General features: G+C 45.9%; 3 protein-coding genes. All 3 read left to right on the top strand.

The window, feature by feature from the left end; all coding sequences use genetic code 11:
• The first annotated feature begins 75 nt into the window (after window positions 1-75).
• The 3 genes from H2677_RS10740 (at window position 76) to H2677_RS10730 (ending at window position 21,847) form a co-directional block, all read left to right on the top strand.
• Window positions 76-16,938, top strand: a complete 16,863-nt coding sequence (locus H2677_RS10740) for an ESPR-type extended signal peptide-containing protein (protein WP_212638523.1) — start codon at window positions 76-78, stop codon at window positions 16,936-16,938.
• Window positions 16,939-17,012: 74 nt separating this feature from the next.
• Entirely contained in the window at window positions 17,013-17,801 is a 789-nt protein-coding gene (gene tpgA / locus H2677_RS10735) for a trimeric autotransporter adhesin/peptidogylcan-associated protein TpgA (RefSeq protein WP_099948940.1), read from the top strand.
• A gap of 257 nt (window positions 17,802-18,058) precedes the next feature.
• Window positions 18,059-21,847: a DUF4132 domain-containing protein gene (locus tag H2677_RS10730; protein WP_212638522.1), complete on the top strand. Its 3,789-nt coding sequence runs from the start codon at window positions 18,059-18,061 to the stop codon at window positions 21,845-21,847.
• The last annotated feature ends 2 nt before the right edge of the window (window positions 21,848-21,849 follow it).

The raw sequence follows: 21,849 nt of genomic DNA, 5'->3' as shown, positions 1-21,849 counted from the left end.
CATTTTTTTACTTAGTAGACAAACTTGTATACAAAAATACGAGTTGTTAGAAATCTTCTGCTTTTGGAAATTATTATGAATAAAGTTTACAAAGTTGTTTGGAATGCATCTTTAGGCGTATGGGTGGCGGTTTCTGAAATTGCCAAAGGGAAAACAAAAAATAGTGGAAGTGTTGGGCAAACTCTTTCTTTAGAACAAAAAGAACCACAGAGTTTAGGTAATCTTTTTTTTAATTACAAAGCTTTAACTCTTGCTATTTTCGCAGCATTTACTGCTGATTTTGCCTATGCAGGTTATGAAGCTGGAGGGGGTACTACTCGGACCAACTGTACTAGAACTTCAAATGGGACTGTATTTGCAGATAAAGCTGCCGCAATTGCCATTGCGAATGAAAATAGTACAGCCTGCGCATCAGCAGTTGAAGCAATAGCAATTGGTGCAAATATTGCTGCTCAAGGTGAACAATCAACAGTTATTGGTAATGATATAATTGCTTCCAGTACTGCAATTCAATCGGTCATTATCGGTTCTAATTTTAACGCCAATCCAGTGACATCAAATGGTAAAGGTGGTGTAGCGATTGGAAGTGGATTATCTACAACACATAAAAGCCCAATCGCTGATGGTCAAGGCTCTTTGGCTTTAGGTTCAAGTGGTGACGGCACTACAATAAACGGAACAACATACAATCAACAGGGACCTGATGCTAAGGCAGCTTATAGTGCTGCATTAATGGCGGGCTCTCAAACTGCAACTGGTGCAGATAGATCTATAGCTTTTGGTGTAGATGCTAAAGTTGCAGCTAATACAGTTGATAGTATTGCACTAGGAACAACAAGTGCTACTTCTGCTAATAACACCGTTGCTATAGGTAAAAATGCAAATGCCAATGTTCTTAACTCCGTTGCATTAGGTGCGGGTTCGACTACAACTGCACAGTCGGGTAATTCTTTTCTAACGAATGTTGCACCATCTGCTACGAATGGCGTAGTTTCAGTTGGCACAACTGGTACAACTCGACGCATTCAGAATGTCGCTGATGGTGCTGCACTTACTGATGCAGTTAATGTAGCGCAATTGGATAAGGCTTATGATGACGCACATAGCCGATTAGCAACAGCTTTGGGTGGTGGGGCAACGTATGATCCAGTCACAAATGCCTATACAGCACCAACCTATAATGTCACTACAGATCCAAATGCAGGAACAAAAACTGGTAATGTAAATAATGTTGGTGCTGCACTTTCTGGTTTAGATACAGCGGTAAATAAATCAATAACATTTAATGCTAATACAGGCAGTTCAACTAATAAACTAGGGTCAACATTAAATATTACTGGAACAGGTTCAACAGCTGGAACTTATTCTGGAAATAATTTAAAAACGTCAGTAAGTGGAAATACTGTTAGTATTCAAATGGCTGATGCACCAGTATTTACAGGTACAGTTACAGCTGGAAATCTTGCAACTGGTGGCACATTAAGTGTTACAGGCGTGAGTAATTTAAATGGTGGGGCAAACTTAAATAACCAAAAAATTACTAATCTTGCTGCAGGTACAGCACCTGGTGATGCGGTTAACTTTGGTCAGTTAACTACCACGAATAACAATGTAACGACTGCGCAAAATGCAGCAAATGCGGCACAGACATCGGCAAATGCAGCTCAAACTACTGCGAATTCAGCATTAACAGAAGCACAAAAAGGTTTGAATTTTAGAGCAAATGCAGGTGCTACAGATAAAGTTAGCTTAGGTGAAACAGTTACTTTAGCGGATGGTACTAATACCACTGTAACTTATGATGCTGCTACGAATACGTATAAATATAGCGTAGTAGATTCACCAACATTTACAGGAACAGTCACAGCTGGAAATCTTGCAACTGTTGGCACATTGAGTGTTACGGGTGTAAGTAATTTAAATGGCGGTGCAAACCTAAATAATCAAAAGATCACAAATGTTGCAGCAGGTACAGCATCAGGTGATGCGGTTAACTTTGGTCAGTTAACTACCACGAATAACAATGTAACGACTGCGCAAAATGCAGCAAATGCGGCACAGACATCGGCAAATGCAGCTCAAACTACTGCGAATTCAGCATTAACAGAAGCACAAAAAGGTTTGAATTTTAGAGCAAATGCAGGTGCTACAGATAAAGTTAGTTTAGGTGAAACAGTTACTTTAGCGGATGGTACCAATACCACTGTAACTTATGATGCTGCTACGAATACGTATAAATATAGCGTAGTAGATGCACCAACATTTACAGGAACAGTCACAGCAGGAAATCTTGCAACTGGTGGCACATTAAGTGTAACGGGAGTAAGTAATCTAAATGGTGGTGCAAACCTAAATAATCAAAAGATCACAAATGTTGCAGCAGGTACAGCATCAGGTGATGCGGTTAACTTTGGTCAGTTAACTACCACGAATAACAATGTAACGACTGCGCAAAATGCAGCAAATGCGGCACAGACATCGGCAAATGCAGCTCAAACTACTGCGAATTCAGCATTAACAGAAGCACAAAAAGGCATTAATTTTGGTGATGGTAGTACCTCAAATAACTATGCGTTGGGAGAAACTATCAATGTTAAAGGTGATAGTAATATCAACAGTGTTACTACTGCAGATGGTGTGCAATTAAGTTTAGCATCGGATATTAGTGTCGACAGCGTAACCACAGGCAACAGCAAGCTCGACAACAGTGGCTTAACCATCACCGGTGGTCCAAGCATCACCACAGCGGGCATTGATGCGGCGAACACCAACATCAGCAATGTTGCCGATGCGACCACAGCAGACCAAGCGGTGAACAAAGGCCAATTGGATGCAGCGACAGCCGCAGCGGATGACAAGACCGATGCCTTAGGCAACAGCACCGCCAGCAACCTCGGTGGCGGAGCAACCTATAACAGTACTACAGGCGCAGTGACTGCACCGACCTATACCGTGAATGGCACAGACGTGAACAACGTAGGTGCTGCGATCAGTGAATTAGACAAAGGCTGGAACTTAGCTAGCAATGGTGCCAATGCAGGTGCGATCAAAGCGGGTGATACGGTCGATATCGGCACGGCAGCAGGCGAAACGAACTTACAAGTTGCGAAGAGTGGCAACACCATTCAATACAGCCTAAGCCGTGACCTTGACCTTGATAGCGTAACCACAGGCAACAGCAAATTAGACAACAGTGGTTTAACTATCACCGGTGGTCCAAGCATTACCACAGCGGGCATTGATGCTGCGAACACCAACATCAGCAATGTTGCCGATGCGACCACAGCAGACCAAGCGGTGAACAAAGGCCAATTGGATGCAGCGACAGCCGCAGCGGATGACAAGACCGATGCATTGGGCAACAGCACAGCCAGCAACCTCGGTGGTGGAGCAACCTATAACAGCACCACAGGCGCAGTGACTGCACCGACCTATACCGTGAATGGCACAGACGTGAACAACGTAGGTGCTGCGATCAGTGAATTAGACAAAGGCTGGAACTTAGCTAGCAATGGTGCCAATGCAGGTGCGATCAAAGCGGGTGATACGGTCGATATCGGCACAGCAGCAGGCGAAACGAACTTACAAGTTGCGAAGAGTGGCAACACCATTCAATACAGCCTAAGCCGTGACCTTGACCTTGATAGCGTAACCACAGGCGACAGCAAATTAGACAACAGTGGTTTAACTATCACCGGTGGTCCAAGCATTACCACAGCGGGCATTGATGCTGCGAACACCAACATCAGCAATGTTGCCGATGCGACCACAGCAGACCAAGCGGTGAACAAAGGCCAATTGGATGCAGCGACAGCCGCAGCGGATGACAAGACCGATGCATTGGGCAACAGCACAGCCAGCAACCTCGGTGGTGGAGCAACCTATAACAGCACCACAGGCGCAGTGACTGCACCGACCTATACCGTGAATGGCACAGACGTGAACAACGTAGGTGCTGCGATCAGTGAATTAGACAAAGGCTGGAACTTAGCTAGCAATGGTGCCAATGCAGGTGCGATCAAAGCGGGTGATACGGTCGATATCGGCACGGCAGCAGGCGAAACGAACTTACAAGTTGCGAAGAGTGGCAACACCATTCAATACAGCCTAAGCCGTGACCTTGACCTTGATAGCGTAACCACAGGCAACAGCAAATTAGACAACAGTGGTTTAACTATCACCGGTGGTCCAAGCATTACCACAGCGGGCATTGATGCTGCGAACACCAACATCAGCAATGTTGCCGATGCGACCACAGCAGACCAAGCGGTGAACAAAGGCCAATTGGATGCAGCGACAGCCGCAGCGGATGACAAGACCGATGCATTGGGCAACAGCACAGCCAGCAACCTCGGTGGTGGAGCAACCTATAACAGCACCACAGGCGCAGTGACTGCACCGACCTATACCGTGAATGGCACAGACGTGAACAACGTAGGTGCTGCGATCAGTGAATTAGACAAAGGCTGGAACTTAGCTAGCAATGGTGCCAATGCAGGTGCGATCAAAGCGGGTGATACGGTCGATATCGGCACAGCAGCAGGCGAAACGAACTTACAAGTTGCGAAGAGTGGCAACACCATTCAATACAGCCTAAGCCGTGACCTTGACCTTGATAGCGTAACCACAGGCGACAGCAAATTAGACAACAGTGGTTTAACTATCACCGGTGGTCCAAGCATTACCACAGCGGGCATTGATGCTGCGAACACCAACATCAGCAATGTTGCCGATGCGACCACAGCAGACCAAGCGGTGAACAAAGGCCAATTGGATGCAGCGACAGCCGCAGCGGATGACAAGACCGATGCATTGGGCAACAGCACAGCCAGCAACCTCGGTGGTGGAGCAACCTATAACAGCACCACAGGCGCAGTGACTGCACCGACCTATACCGTGAATGGCACAGACGTGAACAACGTAGGTGCTGCGATCAGTGAATTAGACAAAGGCTGGAACTTAGCTAGCAATGGTGCCAATGCAGGTGCGATCAAAGCGGGTGATACGGTCGATATCGGCACGGCAGCAGGCGAAACGAACTTACAAGTTGCGAAGAGTGGCAACACCATTCAATACAGCCTAAGCCGTGACCTTGACCTAGATAGCGTGACTACAGGCAACAGCAAATTAGACAACAGTGGTTTAACTATCACCGGTGGTCCAAGCATTACCACAGCGGGCATTGATGCTGCGAACACCAACATCAGCAATGTTGCCGATGCGACCACAGCAGACCAAGCGGTGAACAAAGGCCAATTGGATGCAGCGACAGCCGCAGCGGATGACAAGACTGATGCCTTGGGCAACAGCACCGCCAGCAACCTCGGTGGTGGAGCAACCTATAACAGCACCACAGGCGCAGTGACTGCACCGACCTATACCGTGAATGGCACAGACGTGAACAACGTAGGTGCTGCGATCAGTGAATTAGACAAAGGCTGGGATTTAGCTAGCAATGGTGCCAATGCAGGTGCGATCAAAGCGGGTGATACGGTCGATATCGGCACAGCAGCAGGCGAAACGAACTTACAAGTTGCGAAGAGTGGTAACACCATTCAATACAGCCTAAGCCGTGACCTTGACCTAGATAGCGTGACTACAGGCAACAGCAAATTAGACAACAGTGGCTTAACCATCACCGGTGGTCCAAGCATCACCACAGCAGGCATTGATGCTGCGAACACCAACATCAGCAATGTTGCCGATGCGACCACAGCAGACCAAGCGGTGAACAAAGGCCAATTGGATGCAGCGACAGCCGCAGCGGATGACAAGACCGATGCCTTAGGCAACAGCACCGCCAGCAACCTCGGTGGTGGAGCAACCTATAACAGCACCACAGGCGCAGTGACTGCACCGACCTATACCGTGAATGGCACAGACGTCAACAACGTAGGTGCTGCGATCAGTGAATTAGACAAAGGCTGGAACTTAGCCAGCAATGGTGCCAATGCAGGTGCGATCAAAGCGGGTGATACGGTCGATATCGGCACAGCAGCAGGCGAAACGAACTTACAAGTTGCGAAGAGTGGTAACACCATTCAATACAGCCTAAGCCGTGACCTTGACCTAGATAGCGTGACTACAGGCAACAGCAAATTAGACAACAGTGGTTTAACCATCACCGGTGGTCCAAGCATCACCACAGCAGGCATTGATGCGGCGAACACCAACATCAGCAATGTTGCCGATGCGACCACAGCAGACCAAGCGGTGAACAAAGGCCAATTGGATGCAGCGACAGCCGCAGCGGATGACAAGACCGATGCCTTAGGCAACAGCACCGCCAGCAACCTCGGTGGTGGAGCAACCTATAACAGCACCACAGGCGCAGTGACTGCACCGACCTATACCGTGAATGGCACAGACGTGAACAACGTAGGTGCTGCGATCAGTGAATTAGACAAAGGCTGGGATTTAGCCAGCAATGGTGCCAATGCAGGTGCGATCAAAGCGGGTGATACGGTCGATATCGGCACAGCAGCAGGCGAAACGAACTTACAAGTTGCGAAGAGTGGTAACACCATTCAATACAGCCTAAGCCGTGACCTTGACCTAGATAGCGTGACCACAGGCAACAGCAAATTAGACAACAGTGGTTTAACTATCACCGGTGGTCCAAGCATCACCACAGCGGGCATTGATGCTGCGAACACCAACATCAGCAATGTTGCCGATGCGACCACAGCAGACCAAGCGGTGAACAAAGGCCAATTGGATGCAGCGACAGCCGCAGCGGATGACAAGACCGATGCATTGGGCAACAGCACAGCCAGCAACCTCGGTGGTGGAGCAACCTATAACAGCACCACAGGCGCAGTGACTGCACCGACCTATACCGTGAATGGCACAGACGTGAACAACGTAGGTGCTGCGATCAGTGAATTAGACAAAGGCTGGAACTTAGCTAGCAATGGTGCCAATGCAGGTGCGATCAAAGCGGGTGATACGGTCGATATCGGCACGGCAGCAGGCGAAACGAACTTACAAGTTGCGAAGAGTGGCAACACCATTCAATACAGCCTAAGCCGTGACCTTGACCTAGATAGCGTGACTACAGGCAACAGCAAATTAGACAACAGTGGTTTAACTATCACCGGTGGTCCAAGCATTACCACAGCGGGCATTGATGCTGCGAACACCAACATCAGCAATGTTGCCGATGCGACCACAGCAGACCAAGCGGTGAACAAAGGCCAATTGGATGCAGCGACAGCCGCAGCGGATGACAAGACTGATGCCTTGGGCAACAGCACCGCCAGCAACCTCGGTGGCGGAGCAACCTATAACAGTACTACAGGCGCAGTGACTGCACCGACCTATACCGTGAATGGCACAGACGTCAACAACGTAGGTGCTGCGATCAGTGAATTAGACAAAGGCTGGAACTTAGCCAGCAATGGTGCCAATGCAGGTGCGATCAAAGCGGGTGATACGGTCGATATCGGCACAGCAGCAGGCGAAACGAACTTACAAGTTGCGAAGAGTGGCAACACCATTCAATACAGCCTAAGCCGTGACCTTGACCTTGATAGCGTAACCACAGGCGACAGCAAATTAGACAACAGTGGTTTAACTATCACCGGTGGTCCAAGCATTACCACAGCGGGCATTGATGCTGCGAACACCAACATCAGCAATGTTGCCGATGCGACCACAGCAGACCAAGCGGTGAACAAAGGCCAATTGGATGCAGCGACAGCCGCAGCGGATGACAAGACCGATGCATTGGGCAACAGCACAGCCAGCAACCTCGGTGGTGGAGCAACCTATAACAGCACCACAGGCGCAGTGACTGCACCGACCTATACCGTGAATGGCACAGACGTGAACAACGTAGGTGCTGCGATCAGTGAATTAGACAAAGGCTGGAACTTAGCTAGCAATGGTGCCAATGCAGGTGCGATCAAAGCGGGTGATACGGTCGATATCGGCACGGCAGCAGGCGAAACGAACTTACAAGTTGCGAAGAGTGGCAACACCATTCAATACAGCCTAAGCCGTGACCTTGACCTAGATAGCGTGACCACAGGCAACAGCAAATTAGACAACAGTGGTTTAACCATCACCGGTGGTCCAAGCATCACCACAGCGGGCATTGATGCTGCGAACACCAACATCAGCAATGTTGCCGATGCGACCACAGCAGACCAAGCGGTGAACAAAGGCCAATTGGATGCAGCGACAGCCGCAGCGGATGACAAGACCGATGCCTTAGGCAACAGCACCGCCAGCAACCTCGGTGGCGGAGCAACCTATAACAGTACCACAGGCGCAGTGACTGCACCGACCTATACCGTGAATGGCACAGACGTGAACAACGTAGGTGCTGCGATCAGTGAATTAGACAAAGGCTGGGATTTAGCCAGCAATGGTGCCAATGCAGGTGCGATCAAAGCGGGTGATACGGTCGATATCGGCACAGCAGCAGGCGAAACGAACTTACAAGTTGCGAAGAGTGGTAACACCATTCAATACAGCCTAAGCCGTGACCTTGACCTAGATAGCGTGACCACAGGCAACAGCAAATTAGACAACAGTGGTTTAACTATCACCGGTGGTCCAAGCATCACCACAGCGGGCATTGATGCTGCGAACACCAACATCAGCAATGTTGCCGATGCGACCACAGCAGACCAAGCGGTGAACAAAGGCCAATTGGATGCAGCGACAGCCGCAGCGGATGACAAGACCGATGCATTGGGCAACAGCACAGCCAGCAACCTCGGTGGTGGAGCAACCTATAACAGCACCACAGGCGCAGTAACCGCACCGACCTATACCGTGAATGGCACAGACGTGAACAACGTAGGTGCTGCGATCAGTGAATTAGACAAAGGCTGGAACTTAGCTAGCAATGGTGCCAATGCAGGTGCGATCAAAGCGGGTGATACGGTCGATATCGGCACGGCAGCAGGCGAAACGAACTTACAAGTTGCGAAGAGTGGCAACACCATTCAATACAGCCTAAGCCGTGACCTTGACCTTGATAGCGTAACCACAGGCAACAGCAAATTAGACAACAGTGGTTTAACTATCACCGGTGGTCCAAGCATTACCACAGCGGGCATTGATGCTGCGAACACCAACATCAGCAATGTTGCCGATGCGACCACAGCAGACCAAGCGGTGAACAAAGGCCAATTGGATGCAGCGACAGCCGCAGCGGATGACAAGACCGATGCATTGGGCAACAGCACAGCCAGCAACCTCGGTGGTGGAGCAACCTATAACAGCACCACAGGCGCAGTGACTGCACCGACCTATACCGTGAATGGCACAGACGTGAACAACGTAGGTGCTGCGATCAGTGAATTAGACAAAGGCTGGAACTTAGCTAGCAATGGTGCCAATGCAGGTGCGATCAAAGCGGGTGATACGGTCGATATCGGCACGGCAGCAGGCGAAACGAACTTACAAGTTGCGAAGAGTGGCAACACCATTCAATACAGCCTAAGCCGTGACCTTGACCTTGATAGCGTAACCACAGGCAACAGCAAATTAGACAACAGTGGTTTAACTATCACCGGTGGTCCAAGCATTACCACAGCGGGCATTGATGCTGCGAACACCAACATCAGCAATGTTGCCGATGCGACCACAGCAGACCAAGCGGTGAACAAAGGCCAATTGGATGCAGCGACAGCCGCAGCGGATGACAAGACCGATGCATTGGGCAACAGCACAGCCAGCAACCTCGGTGGTGGAGCAACCTATAACAGCACCACAGGCGCAGTGACTGCACCGACCTATACCGTGAATGGCACAGACGTGAACAACGTAGGTGCTGCGATCAGTGAATTAGACAAAGGCTGGAACTTAGCTAGCAATGGTGCCAATGCAGGTGCGATCAAAGCGGGTGATACGGTCGATATCGGCACAGCAGCAGGCGAAACGAACTTACAAGTTGCGAAGAGTGGCAACACCATTCAATACAGCCTAAGCCGTGACCTTGACCTTGATAGCGTAACCACAGGCGACAGCAAATTAGACAACAGTGGTTTAACTATCACCGGTGGTCCAAGCATTACCACAGCGGGCATTGATGCTGCGAACACCAACATCAGCAATGTTGCCGATGCGACCACAGCAGACCAAGCGGTGAACAAAGGCCAATTGGATGCAGCGACAGCCGCAGCGGATGACAAGACCGATGCATTGGGCAACAGCACAGCCAGCAACCTCGGTGGTGGAGCAACCTATAACAGCACCACAGGCGCAGTGACTGCACCGACCTATACCGTGAATGGCACAGACGTGAACAACGTAGGTGCTGCGATCAGTGAATTAGACAAAGGCTGGAACTTAGCTAGCAATGGTGCCAATGCAGGTGCGATCAAAGCGGGTGATACGGTCGATATCGGCACGGCAGCAGGCGAAACGAACTTACAAGTTGCGAAGAGTGGCAACACCATTCAATACAGCCTAAGCCGTGACCTTGACCTTGATAGCGTAACCACAGGCAACAGCAAATTAGACAACAGTGGTTTAACTATCACCGGTGGTCCAAGCATTACCACAGCGGGCATTGATGCTGCGAACACCAACATCAGCAATGTTGCCGATGCGACCACAGCAGACCAAGCGGTGAACAAAGGCCAATTGGATGCAGCGACAGCCGCAGCGGATGACAAGACTGATGCCTTGGGCAACAGCACCGCCAGCAACCTCGGTGGTGGAGCAACCTATAACAGCACCACAGGCGCAGTGACTGCACCGACCTATACCGTGAATGGCACAGACGTGAACAACGTAGGTGCTGCGATCAGTGAATTAGACAAAGGCTGGAACTTAGCTAGCAATGGTGCCAATGCAGGTGCGATCAAAGCGGGTGATACGGTCGATATCGGCACAGCAGCAGGCGAAACGAACTTACAAGTTGCGAAGAGTGGCAACACCATTCAATACAGCCTAAGCCGTGACCTTGACCTTGATAGCGTAACCACAGGCGACAGCAAATTAGACAACAGTGGTTTAACTATCACCGGTGGTCCAAGCATTACCACAGCGGGCATTGATGCTGCGAACACCAACATCAGCAATGTTGCCGATGCGACCACAGCAGACCAAGCGGTGAACAAAGGCCAATTGGATGCAGCGACAGCCGCAGCGGATGACAAGACCGATGCATTGGGCAACAGCACAGCCAGCAACCTCGGTGGTGGAGCAACCTATAACAGCACCACAGGCGCAGTGACTGCACCGACCTATACCGTGAATGGCACAGACGTGAACAACGTAGGTGCTGCGATCAGTGAATTAGACAAAGGCTGGAACTTAGCTAGCAATGGTGCCAATGCAGGTGCGATCAAAGCGGGTGATACGGTCGATATCGGCACGGCAGCAGGCGAAACGAACTTACAAGTTGCGAAGAGTGGCAACACCATTCAATACAGCCTAAGCCGTGACCTTGACCTAGATAGCGTGACCACAGGCAACAGCAAATTAGACAACAGTGGCTTAACCATCACCGGTGGTCCAAGCATCACCACAGCAGGCATTGATGCGGCGAACACCAACATCAGCAATGTTGCCGATGCGACCACAGCAGACCAAGCGGTGAACAAAGGCCAATTGGATGCAGCGACAGCCGCAGCGGATGACAAGACCGATGCCTTAGGCAACAGCACCGCCAGCAACCTCGGTGGCGGAGCAACCTATAACAGTACTACAGGCGCAGTGACTGCACCGACCTATACCGTGAATGGCACAGACGTCAACAACGTAGGTGCTGCGATCAGTGAATTAGACAAAGGCTGGAACTTAGCCAGCAATGGTGCCAATGCAGGTGCGATCAAAGCGGGTGATACGGTCGATATCGGCACAGCAGCAGGCGAAACGAACTTACAAGTTGCGAAGAGTGGCAACACCATTCAATACAGCCTAAGCCGTGACCTTGACCTTGATAGCGTAACCACAGGCGACAGCAAATTAGACAACAGTGGTTTAACTATCACCGGTGGTCCAAGCATTACCACAGCGGGCATTGATGCTGCGAACACCAACATCAGCAATGTTGCCGATGCGACCACAGCAGACCAAGCGGTGAACAAAGGCCAATTGGATGCAGCGACAGCCGCAGCGGATGACAAGACCGATGCATTGGGCAACAGCACAGCCAGCAACCTCGGTGGTGGAGCAACCTATAACAGCACCACAGGCGCAGTGACTGCACCGACCTATACCGTGAATGGCACAGACGTGAACAACGTAGGTGCTGCGATCAGTGAATTAGACAAAGGCTGGGATTTAGCTAGCAATGGTGCCAATGCAGGTGCGATCAAAGCGGGTGATACGGTCGATATCGGCACAGCAGCAGGCGAAACGAACTTACAAGTTGCGAAGAGTGGTAACACCATTCAATACAGCCTAAGCCGTGACCTTGACCTAGATAGCGTGACTACAGGCAACAGCAAATTAGACAACAGTGGCTTAACCATCACCGGTGGTCCAAGCATCACCACAGCAGGCATTGATGCTGCGAACACCAACATCAGCAATGTTGCCGATGCGACCACAGCAGACCAAGCGGTGAACAAAGGCCAATTGGATGCAGCGACAGCCGCAGCGGATGACAAGACCGATGCCTTAGGCAACAGCACCGCCAGCAACCTCGGTGGTGGAGCAACCTATAACAGCACCACAGGCGCAGTGACTGCACCGACCTATACCGTGAATGGCACAGACGTCAACAACGTAGGTGCTGCGATCAGTGAATTAGACAAAGGCTGGGATTTAGCTAGCAATGGTGCTAATGCAGGTGCGATCAAAGCGGGTGATACGGTCGATATCGGCACAGCAGCAGGCGAAACGAACTTACAAGTTGCGAAGAGTGGCAACACCATTCAATACAGCCTAAGCCGTGACCTTGACCTTGATAGCGTAACCACAGGCAACAGCAAATTAGACAACAGTGGTTTAACTATCACCGGTGGTCCAAGCATCACCACAGCGGGCATTGATGCTGCGAACACCAACATCAGCAATGTTGCCGATGCGACCACAGCAGACCAAGCGGTGAACAAAGGCCAATTGGATGCAGCGACAGCCGCAGCGGATGACAAGACCGATGCATTGGGCAACAGCACAGCCAGCAACCTCGGTGGTGGAGCAACCTATAACAGCACCACAGGCGCAGTAACCGCACCGACCTATACCGTGAATGGCACAGACGTAAACAACGTAGGTGCTGCGATCAGTGAATTAGACAAAGGCTGGGATTTAGCCAGCAATGGTGCCAATGCAGGTGCGATCAAAGCGGGTGATACGGTCGATATCGGCACAGCAGCAGGCGAAACGAACTTACAAGTTGCGAAGAGTGGCAACACCATTCAATACAGCCTAAGCCGTGACCTTGACCTAGATAGCGTGACTACAGGCAACAGCAAATTAGACAACAGTGGCTTAACCATCACCGGTGGTCCAAGCATCACCACAGCGGGCATTGATGCTGCGAACACCAACATCAGCAATGTTGCCGATGCGACCACAGCAGACCAAGCGGTGAACAAAGGCCAATTGGATGCATTAGCATCTGATCTTGCAGCGTCTGACAATGCAGCAGTTAGATATGATGATGCAGCAGTTAAAGACAAAGTGACTTTAGCTGGAGCAACAGGCACAACATTGACCAATGTTAAAGCTGGTGATGTTTCTGCGACTTCAACTGATGCAGTGAACGGTAGTCAATTGTTCACGACCAACCAAAAGGTTGATCAAAACACTACGAACATTGCGACTAACACTGCAAATATCGCGAAGAACACAGGTGACATTAGTACACTGAATACGACTGTAACCAATCAGGGTAATGAAATTACAACGCTTAAAGGTGGTTTCAATTTACAAACTAATGGTACCAATGCAGGTGCAATTAAAGCGGGTGACACAGTTGATATTGGTGTCGTTGATCCAGCAGACACGAATTTAACTGCGACGAAGACAGCTAATAACGTTGCATTTGCATTAAGCAAAGACTTGACGTTGACCAGCGTAACCACAGGTAACACGGTGATCAATAGTGCAGGTTTGACAGCAGACAAACTGACTGTTGGTAATGTTGTTATTGATAAAGCAACTAATAAGATTAGTGGTGTAGAAGCAGGTACAGATATAAAAGATGTGGTGAACAAAGGTCAATTAGATGCATTAGCATCTGATCTTGCAGCGTCTGACAATGCAGCAGTTAGATATGATGATGCAGCAGTTAAAGACAAAGTGACTTTAGCTGGAGCAACAGGCACAACATTGACCAATGTTAAAGCTGGTGATGTTTCTGCGACTTCAACTGATGCAGTGAACGGTAGTCAATTGTTCACGACCAACCAAAAGGTTGATCAAAACACTACGAACATTGCGACTAACACTGCAAATATCGCGAAGAACACAGGTGACATTAGTACACTGAATACGACTGTAACCAATCAGGGTAATGAAATCACAACGCTTAAAGGTGGTTTCAATTTACAAACTAATGGTACCAATGCAGGTGCAATCAAAGCAGGTGACACAGTTGATATTGGTGTCGCTGATCCAGCAGACACGAATTTAACTGCGACGAAGACAGGTAATAATGTTGCATTCGCATTAAGTAAAGATTTAAGCCTTAATAGCGTGAATGCAAACCAGTTAGCTGTGGGTGATGTTGTAGTTGATAAATCTACAAACACGATTTCTGGATTGAGCAATAAAGATTTGACTGCTGCTGACTTCGCAACTCAAGGTCGTGCAGCGACTGAAGAACAGTTGAAACAAGTTATCAGCAGCAACATCACTGAAGTTGTTGATGGTAATGGAAACAAGGTGAATATTATTGATCAGGTTGTAAATACAAAACCTGACAATAAAAACCAAGATTCTTTGTTCTTAACTTATGACAAGCAAGGTCAAGAAACAACAGATCGTCTAACGATTGCTCAGACAGTTCAGAAGATGAATACAGAAGGTGTGAAATTCTTCCATACCAATGCAGATACTTCTAAAGGTGATCTTGGTACAACGAATGACTCAAGTGCGGGCGGATTGAATTCTACGGCTGTTGGTGTAAACGCAATTGTTGAAACAGATGCAGTGAGTGCACTTGCAGTTGGTCACAATACTAAAGCTGGTGGTGCTCAATCTATCGCGATTGGTAATGGGGCAGAAGCTTTAGGTACGCAATCAATTAGTATTGGTACTGGTAATAAGGTTACTGGTGATCATTCGGGCGCAATTGGTGATCCAACGATTGTTGACGGAAGCAATAGCTACTCTGTAGGTAACAATAACCAAGTCTTAACAGATGACACATTTGTACTTGGAAATAATGTTACGCAAACAGTTACAGGTTCAGTTGTTTTAGGCACAGGTTCGGCAGCGACTACTGGTGCTGGTGTTGCAGGCTATGCATTATCAACAGCAACCACTGCTGATAAAACTGCGATTAGTAATACAACTTCTACCACTGGTGCTGTGGCAATCGGTGATGCGGCGAATGGTATTTATCGTCAAATCACAGGTGTAGCTGCTGGCTCACAAGATTCTGATGCTGTAAACGTTGCACAGTTGAAGGCAGTTGGTAATCAAGTGACGACCACACAAACATCATTAGTCAACAGTCTTGGTGGAAACGCAAAGGTAAATGCTGACGGTTCAATTACTGGACCAACGTATAATGTTGCTCAAGGTACACAGACTAACGTTGGTGATGCATTAACAGCACTTGACCAAGCGATTGGTAATGCTGCTACAACGTCTAAAACAACGGTATCGAATGGTGAAAATATCGTTGTAAGTAAGACTAAGAATGCTGATGGTTCTGACAACTATCAGGTTTCTACTGCTAAGGACTTAACTGTTGACTCAATTAAAACGGGTGAGACTGTACTGAATAATGCTGGCATTGCAATTGCTAACAACGCTGTTGTTTTAAACAACACCGGTTTAGTGATTGCTGGTGGTCCAAGTGTAACTACACAAGGCATTAATGCAGGTAATAAACAAGTCACTAATGTAGCAGCTGGTACAAATGCTACAGATGCAGTCAACAAAGGTCAGTTAGACAGTGCGATTAACAATGTGAACAACAATGTAAATCAACTTGCTAACAATGCTGTGAAGTACGATGACGCGACTAAAGACAAAATCACATTGGGTGGTGCTAATGGCACAACCATCAGTAATGTGAAAGATGGAACAGTTGCTCAAGGCTCTAAAGAGGCTGTGAATGGTGGTCAATTGTGGAATGTTCAACAACAAGTGAACCAAAACACAAGTGATATTGAGAATATTCAGACCAACATTAACAACATCAATAATGGCAAGTCAGGTCTTGTTCAACAACAAACACCGAATGGTGATATTACGATTGGCAAAGACACTGGCGGTACTAAAGTAAGTGTAGCTGGTAAAGATGGTGATCGTGTTGTAACAGGTGTTAAAGATGGTGTAATCAGTGCGACATCTAAAGATGCTGTAAATGGTTCACAATTAAATGTGACAAATAACAAAGTTGTTGAGTTCTTAGGTGGTGGTGCAGGTTATGACAACATAACCAATAGCTTCACGAATCCAACGTATACCGTTGGTGGAAAAGAATATAACAACGTTGGTGGCGCAGTAGATGCATTGAACAAAGCTGACCAAGCATTGGATAGTAAAATTGATAATGTGAGTAACCGTTTAGAGCAAGCATTCTATTCAACAAATCAACGTATCGATGATGTAGAAAAGAGAGCGAATGCAGGTATTGCCGCGGCAATGGCATTGGAAGCAGCGCCATTTGTTGCTGGTAAATATACTTATGCAGCAGGTGCTTCTTATCATGGTGGTGAAAATGCAGTCGGCGTAACTTTACGTAAAACTGCTGACAACGGACGTTGGTCAATTACAGGTGGTGTCGCAGCTGCATCACAAGGTGATCCAAGTGTTCGTATCGGCATCAGTGGCGTAATTGACTAAGACTAAGTTGTTAAGGAGAAGTTTGAATATCAAACTTCTCCATATCACACCAATAAGATAAAGTGAGTTCGAATATGAAACATATGATAAAAGCATTAGTTTTTGGGGTTGTATCTAGCTTAGTTGTTACTGCCTATGCAGATGAAGCAGCAACTGAACAACAAGAAGAAATCAAATTCCCAGCTGTTGAAAAGAGCTATCTAAAACAAGTGAAACGTTATGAATATGATAATGTTGCACGCTTAGATAAAGGTTTAACCAAAGATCAAATTCGTCATTTATTGGGAAATCCTCAATTCAGTGAAGGTTTATTCTTTGTGAAAACTTGGAACTATGTTTTAGATATTCGTCAGCCAAATAGCCAAGACTATTTACGTTGCCAACTTCGTGTAGATTTTGACAAGCAAAGACTTTCTGAGCGTTTATCTTGGAAGGGTGAAGCCTGTGAAGGTTTGATGGCATGGGGTGCAAACAATCAAGTTCCAGCAAATACGAACTTAAATAATGCACGTTCAGGAAGTGTTTTCTTTACTTTTGATCGTTCAAATGCCAATGCAATTGAGCGCGGGAGTGATTCTGTTACTTCAATTGCAAAACGTATTAAACAGAGTAACGCGACTGGACCTGTGATTGTGGCTGGATTTGCAGATCCACTTGGCAAATTTGCTTACAATCAACAGTTGTCATCACAACGTGCAAACACCGTTGCAAAGCTATTGGTCAATGAAGGAATTGACGTGAATCGTATTCAAATTCAAGCCAACAGCCAAACAGATTTATATCAACAATGTGCAGGTCATAAAGCCAATAATCAGCTTGTAAATTGTTTGGCACCAAATCGTCGAGTTAATATTATTTGGTAATTGAGTTTAAATGCAGAATGGCTACTTTGAAGTAGCCATTTTTTTTATCAAAAAACTGGTGCGACAATAAATGTCGCACATGCCTCATCCTGAGATTAACTCTCAGTAATATTTCTTTATAATCAAAACATCAGAAAATAGTCGTTGGATGAAGATGAATTGTTATAGAATCTTGGAATTAAAAGAAATCTTATATTGATTTTTAAACCAAAAAATCAAAAGTAATTAAAAAATTGGGGAAAATAAGAGGTTATTTTATGTTTGAAAGTATTAAGAATAAAGTCGCTGAATTAATCAATCCACAGAGTCAAAACTCACTAGATTCAGAAAGTTTGGCGTTACTCACTACCATTGTTGAACCTTTATCTGAAGTAGAGGCAACGTTACCAAATCAAGTTTTAAACTTTATCGTGAATGGTCAAAAACCAGAGGTTTTATTGACATTACAGCAGCAAGCGACAGATAAAGTATGCGCCTTACTAGGTAGCCCTGGAACTTATGGATGGTATTGGCCATCAACTGAGCTTACTAAAGCACAAGAAAAACTATGTAAAGCCTCACAAAATGCGCGATATAAACTATATATCAATATCTTTTCAAAACTGAGTAGTGATCAAATTATTCGCTATGGAAAATTCTTAGAAGCCGCAACTCAGCAACGTAATTATTCTCAACTTTCTAAACAAACTCCAGTTTGGTTTAGCTATGTACTGGTAGATGGATTATTAACAAGTTTTAATCATCAAAGTTTTGATGATCGTCAGAAAAAATCACATCGCGATCTTTGGTCACTTACAGCATTAAAGCAACTTTATTTATTTGAACCTGAAAATAATATTGAAGGGTTTATTACGACTTTATTTGAGCGTAATGGCGTAAATAGTTATCACTACGATCAATTAAATTTCTTGTTTAAGCTTTCGGATAGTGTCCAGTTCTTCACTGATTATGCACAAGAAATTCGTGAGACTTTACCTAAACTTTCTGCCGCAGCGCAGGGGATTTTCCTAGAGTTTATTGCTCAGCATCACGACTTATTACAACAGCAAACTGAACTTATCATCATGCTCGCATTAAGTTCGAGCAAAGGTGTTCGCGAGCAAGCGACTGTTTTACTCACACATCTTAACGATGCTCAAAGCCAGCAACATTTGCAAAATTTCTTGATCAATGGCGAAAGCAAACAACGTAGTTTTGCCGCGGATTTGCTAGCACGTTTAGGAGAGCAAAATCGGGAAATCTTGCAGCAAGCAGCAGAAAATGAAAAATTAAAATCAGTTCAGGCAAATATCCTTTCTGCTTTACAACGACTCGAATCTTTGGGTCAAGTGGTCGAGCTTGAATATACCTTACCTGATATTGAAGTGATTGAGGCTCAAGACATTCCTGAAAGTTTTGTTCAGGTTCTACAGGATAATTATTTGGCAGTAAAAGAAAAATATCGTCAAGCTGCAGAACAGGAAGTTGAAGATAATAAAGCTGTTGAGAAAGGTGGATACAAAAGCCATTGGAGACAGAATAACTACCGAGACTTCTGCAAATCATATGACAAAGTTGAAAATGTTGGGCAATTAATTCTTGGTCATCTAAATGGTCAAAAAAACTATCGTTCCTATATTGAAGAAATTGCCAATTATCAAAAAAAATTACAGCAGTTACCTGAGTTTAGTTTGATTCATGCAGCGCGTTTGGTGCTAGGGCATCGAAACAATGATTGGATCAACTGGTATCAGTTTTTCCAGTTTTTAGAGACTAAGAGTTGGGAAACAATTGAGTTACGTCAGTTAGCCCAAGTTTTGCAACAAGTCGGTATTTCAGAAGAGAGTAGTAAACGTTGTATTGCAAATGAATACCTAGAAAACTATAGCGGTGATGAACTAAATACTCGAATTACTGATGATGAAAAAGTCATTCCTTTTTTTGTTGAGAACATTGATTTAATTGCTGAAGCTTTAGGGCTACTACCATGTAAAAATCAAAATTCATGGCGCTATTATGATCCAATCAAGGCATTAGCTCTATTACAACGTTTTCCACAAGTACCTAAACAGTTTATTCCTCGATTACTTGAGTTTGCTTTGGGGGATGGAAAACGTTTACGTTTTGACGCTCAGGAAGTATTAAAAAAACTCCCTGATATTCATTTAAGAGCGATTGAAGCTTTAGAAAATGGTAAACAAGAAATTCGTATTACAGCAGTCGAATGGTTAGCGCGTTTACAACATCCCTCTGCGGTCACAGCGCTTTATAATTTATTAAAAAAAGAGAAAAAAGAAGTTGTTATTGCTGCAATTCTGACGGCTTTAGAGCAGTTAGGTGAGGATATTAATATTTATCTTTCGCCAAAAGCATTGCTTAAAGATGCTGAAAAGGGTTTGAAAGCTAAGATTGCTAGTAGTTTTACTTGGTTTGATTTACAGCATTTACCTCAAGCGCAGTGGCAAGATGGTACAACAGTTGATCCTCAAATTATTCAATGGTGGATCGTTTTAGCAGACAAATTGAAAGACCCTGTGCCCAATGCACTGTTACAGCGTTATATGGGACTGTTAAATGATAAAAGCCAACAAACGCTTGCATTGTATTTACTGCAAAGCTTTATATATCAAGATACTCGTAATCCAACTTTAGAAGAGGCGATGGAGGTTGCAACGAAAGAAGCACCGAGTCGTTTAGCATCTTATCAAGATTCATTTAAACGCTGGGGACAAAAGTACCCGGAATATTATGGACGTTATGAACACATCACACTGGAAGAAGTGGTTGAAGAAATTAAACGTGAGCGTTTAGCAATTTATTTAGGTTCTGCAATTAAAAGTAAAGGAATGTTGGCACTGACTTTTAAAACGCAAGGTAGTGTTGCGGTGAAATTGTTGCAAGATTATATGAAGCAACATTACCAACGTCGTGCACAAATCGAAGCGATGTTGAGTAGTTTTTCAATTAGTGATGATCCATTGATCATTCAATTACTTCTGAGTTTGTCACGTCGTTACCGCACTGCATCTGTTCAGAATCTAGCGAAACAATTGGTTGAACAAATCGCAGAGCGCAATCAATGGAGTAGTGATGAATTGGCAGATCGCACAATTCCGACCGCAGGCTTAGACGATGTAGGTGTGCTGAGTTTAGAGTACGGTTCTCGAGTCTTAACTGCCTATGTAGACGATAAAGATAAGTTCGTACTTAAAAATGAAGATGGAAAAATAATTAAAGCCTTGCCTGCTGCACGACAAGGTGATGACGAAGGCTTAATTAAAGAAGCTAAATCATTATTCAGCAGTAGTAAGAAAGAGTTTAAACAAGTGATTGATCTACAAACACAACGCTTGTATGAAGCGATGTGTAGTGAGCGAGCTTGGAGCAGTACGGATTGGCAAGAATACCTGTTTACACACCCAATTATGAAACGTTTGATTCAACGTTTAGTTTGGTTAGAAGTTTCTTCAGAAGGTACTATTTTACAAAGTTTCCGTCCTAGTGATGACGGCAGTTTATTAAATCTTGAAGATGATGAAATTGAATTAGCACAAGATAGCCAAATCAAAGTTGCACATGGTGTTTTGATCAGTGCTGAAGATGCAGAAGCATGGCAAGCACATTTTAAAGATTATAAAGTGAAGTTCCTATTTGAGCAGATGACACACCAGCTTCCTGTTTTTGAAGCACATGCAGAAATTATTGAGGATCGTAAAGGCTGGTTAACCGATACATTTACTTTACGTGGAGTGATTACCAAGCTTGGTTATCAACGTGCTTCAATTGAAGATGGTGGTTCTTTTGATAGTTACTTTAAACCATTTAGCCAAATTGGTTTATCTGCGGTGATTCGTTTTAGTGGCAGTTATGTGCCTGAGGAAAATCTTGCAGCTGTATTGTACGACCTCAGTTTTGAGAAAAAGAATGTACGTTCTTGGCGTGACAGTGGAATGAATTTAGCAGATGTACCGCCAGTGTTATTAGCTGAAACTTATGCTGATTATTTAAAAGTTGCTGAGGCATGTTCTGGTTTTGATCCTGAATGGCAGAAGAAAACACCTTGGTAAAA

The sequence above is a fragment of the Acinetobacter junii genome, assembly GCF_018336855.1.
In the GTDB taxonomy this organism is placed as follows: Bacteria; Pseudomonadota; Gammaproteobacteria; order Pseudomonadales; family Moraxellaceae; genus Acinetobacter; species Acinetobacter junii.
The sequence above is the reverse complement of the archived record's forward strand: the minus strand, read 5'-3'. Positions and strand labels throughout refer to the sequence as shown.

What these genes read in the sequence shown, in the direction of transcription:
- H2677_RS10740 (WP_212638523.1), top strand. Translation starts at nt 76, where the DNA reads ATGAATAAAGTTTACAAAGTTGTTTGGAATGCATCTTTAGGCGTATGG.
- tpgA (WP_099948940.1), top strand. Translation starts at nt 17,013, where the DNA reads ATGAAACATATGATAAAAGCATTAGTTTTTGGGGTTGTATCTAGCTTA.
- H2677_RS10730 (WP_212638522.1), top strand. Translation starts at nt 18,059, where the DNA reads ATGTTTGAAAGTATTAAGAATAAAGTCGCTGAATTAATCAATCCACAG.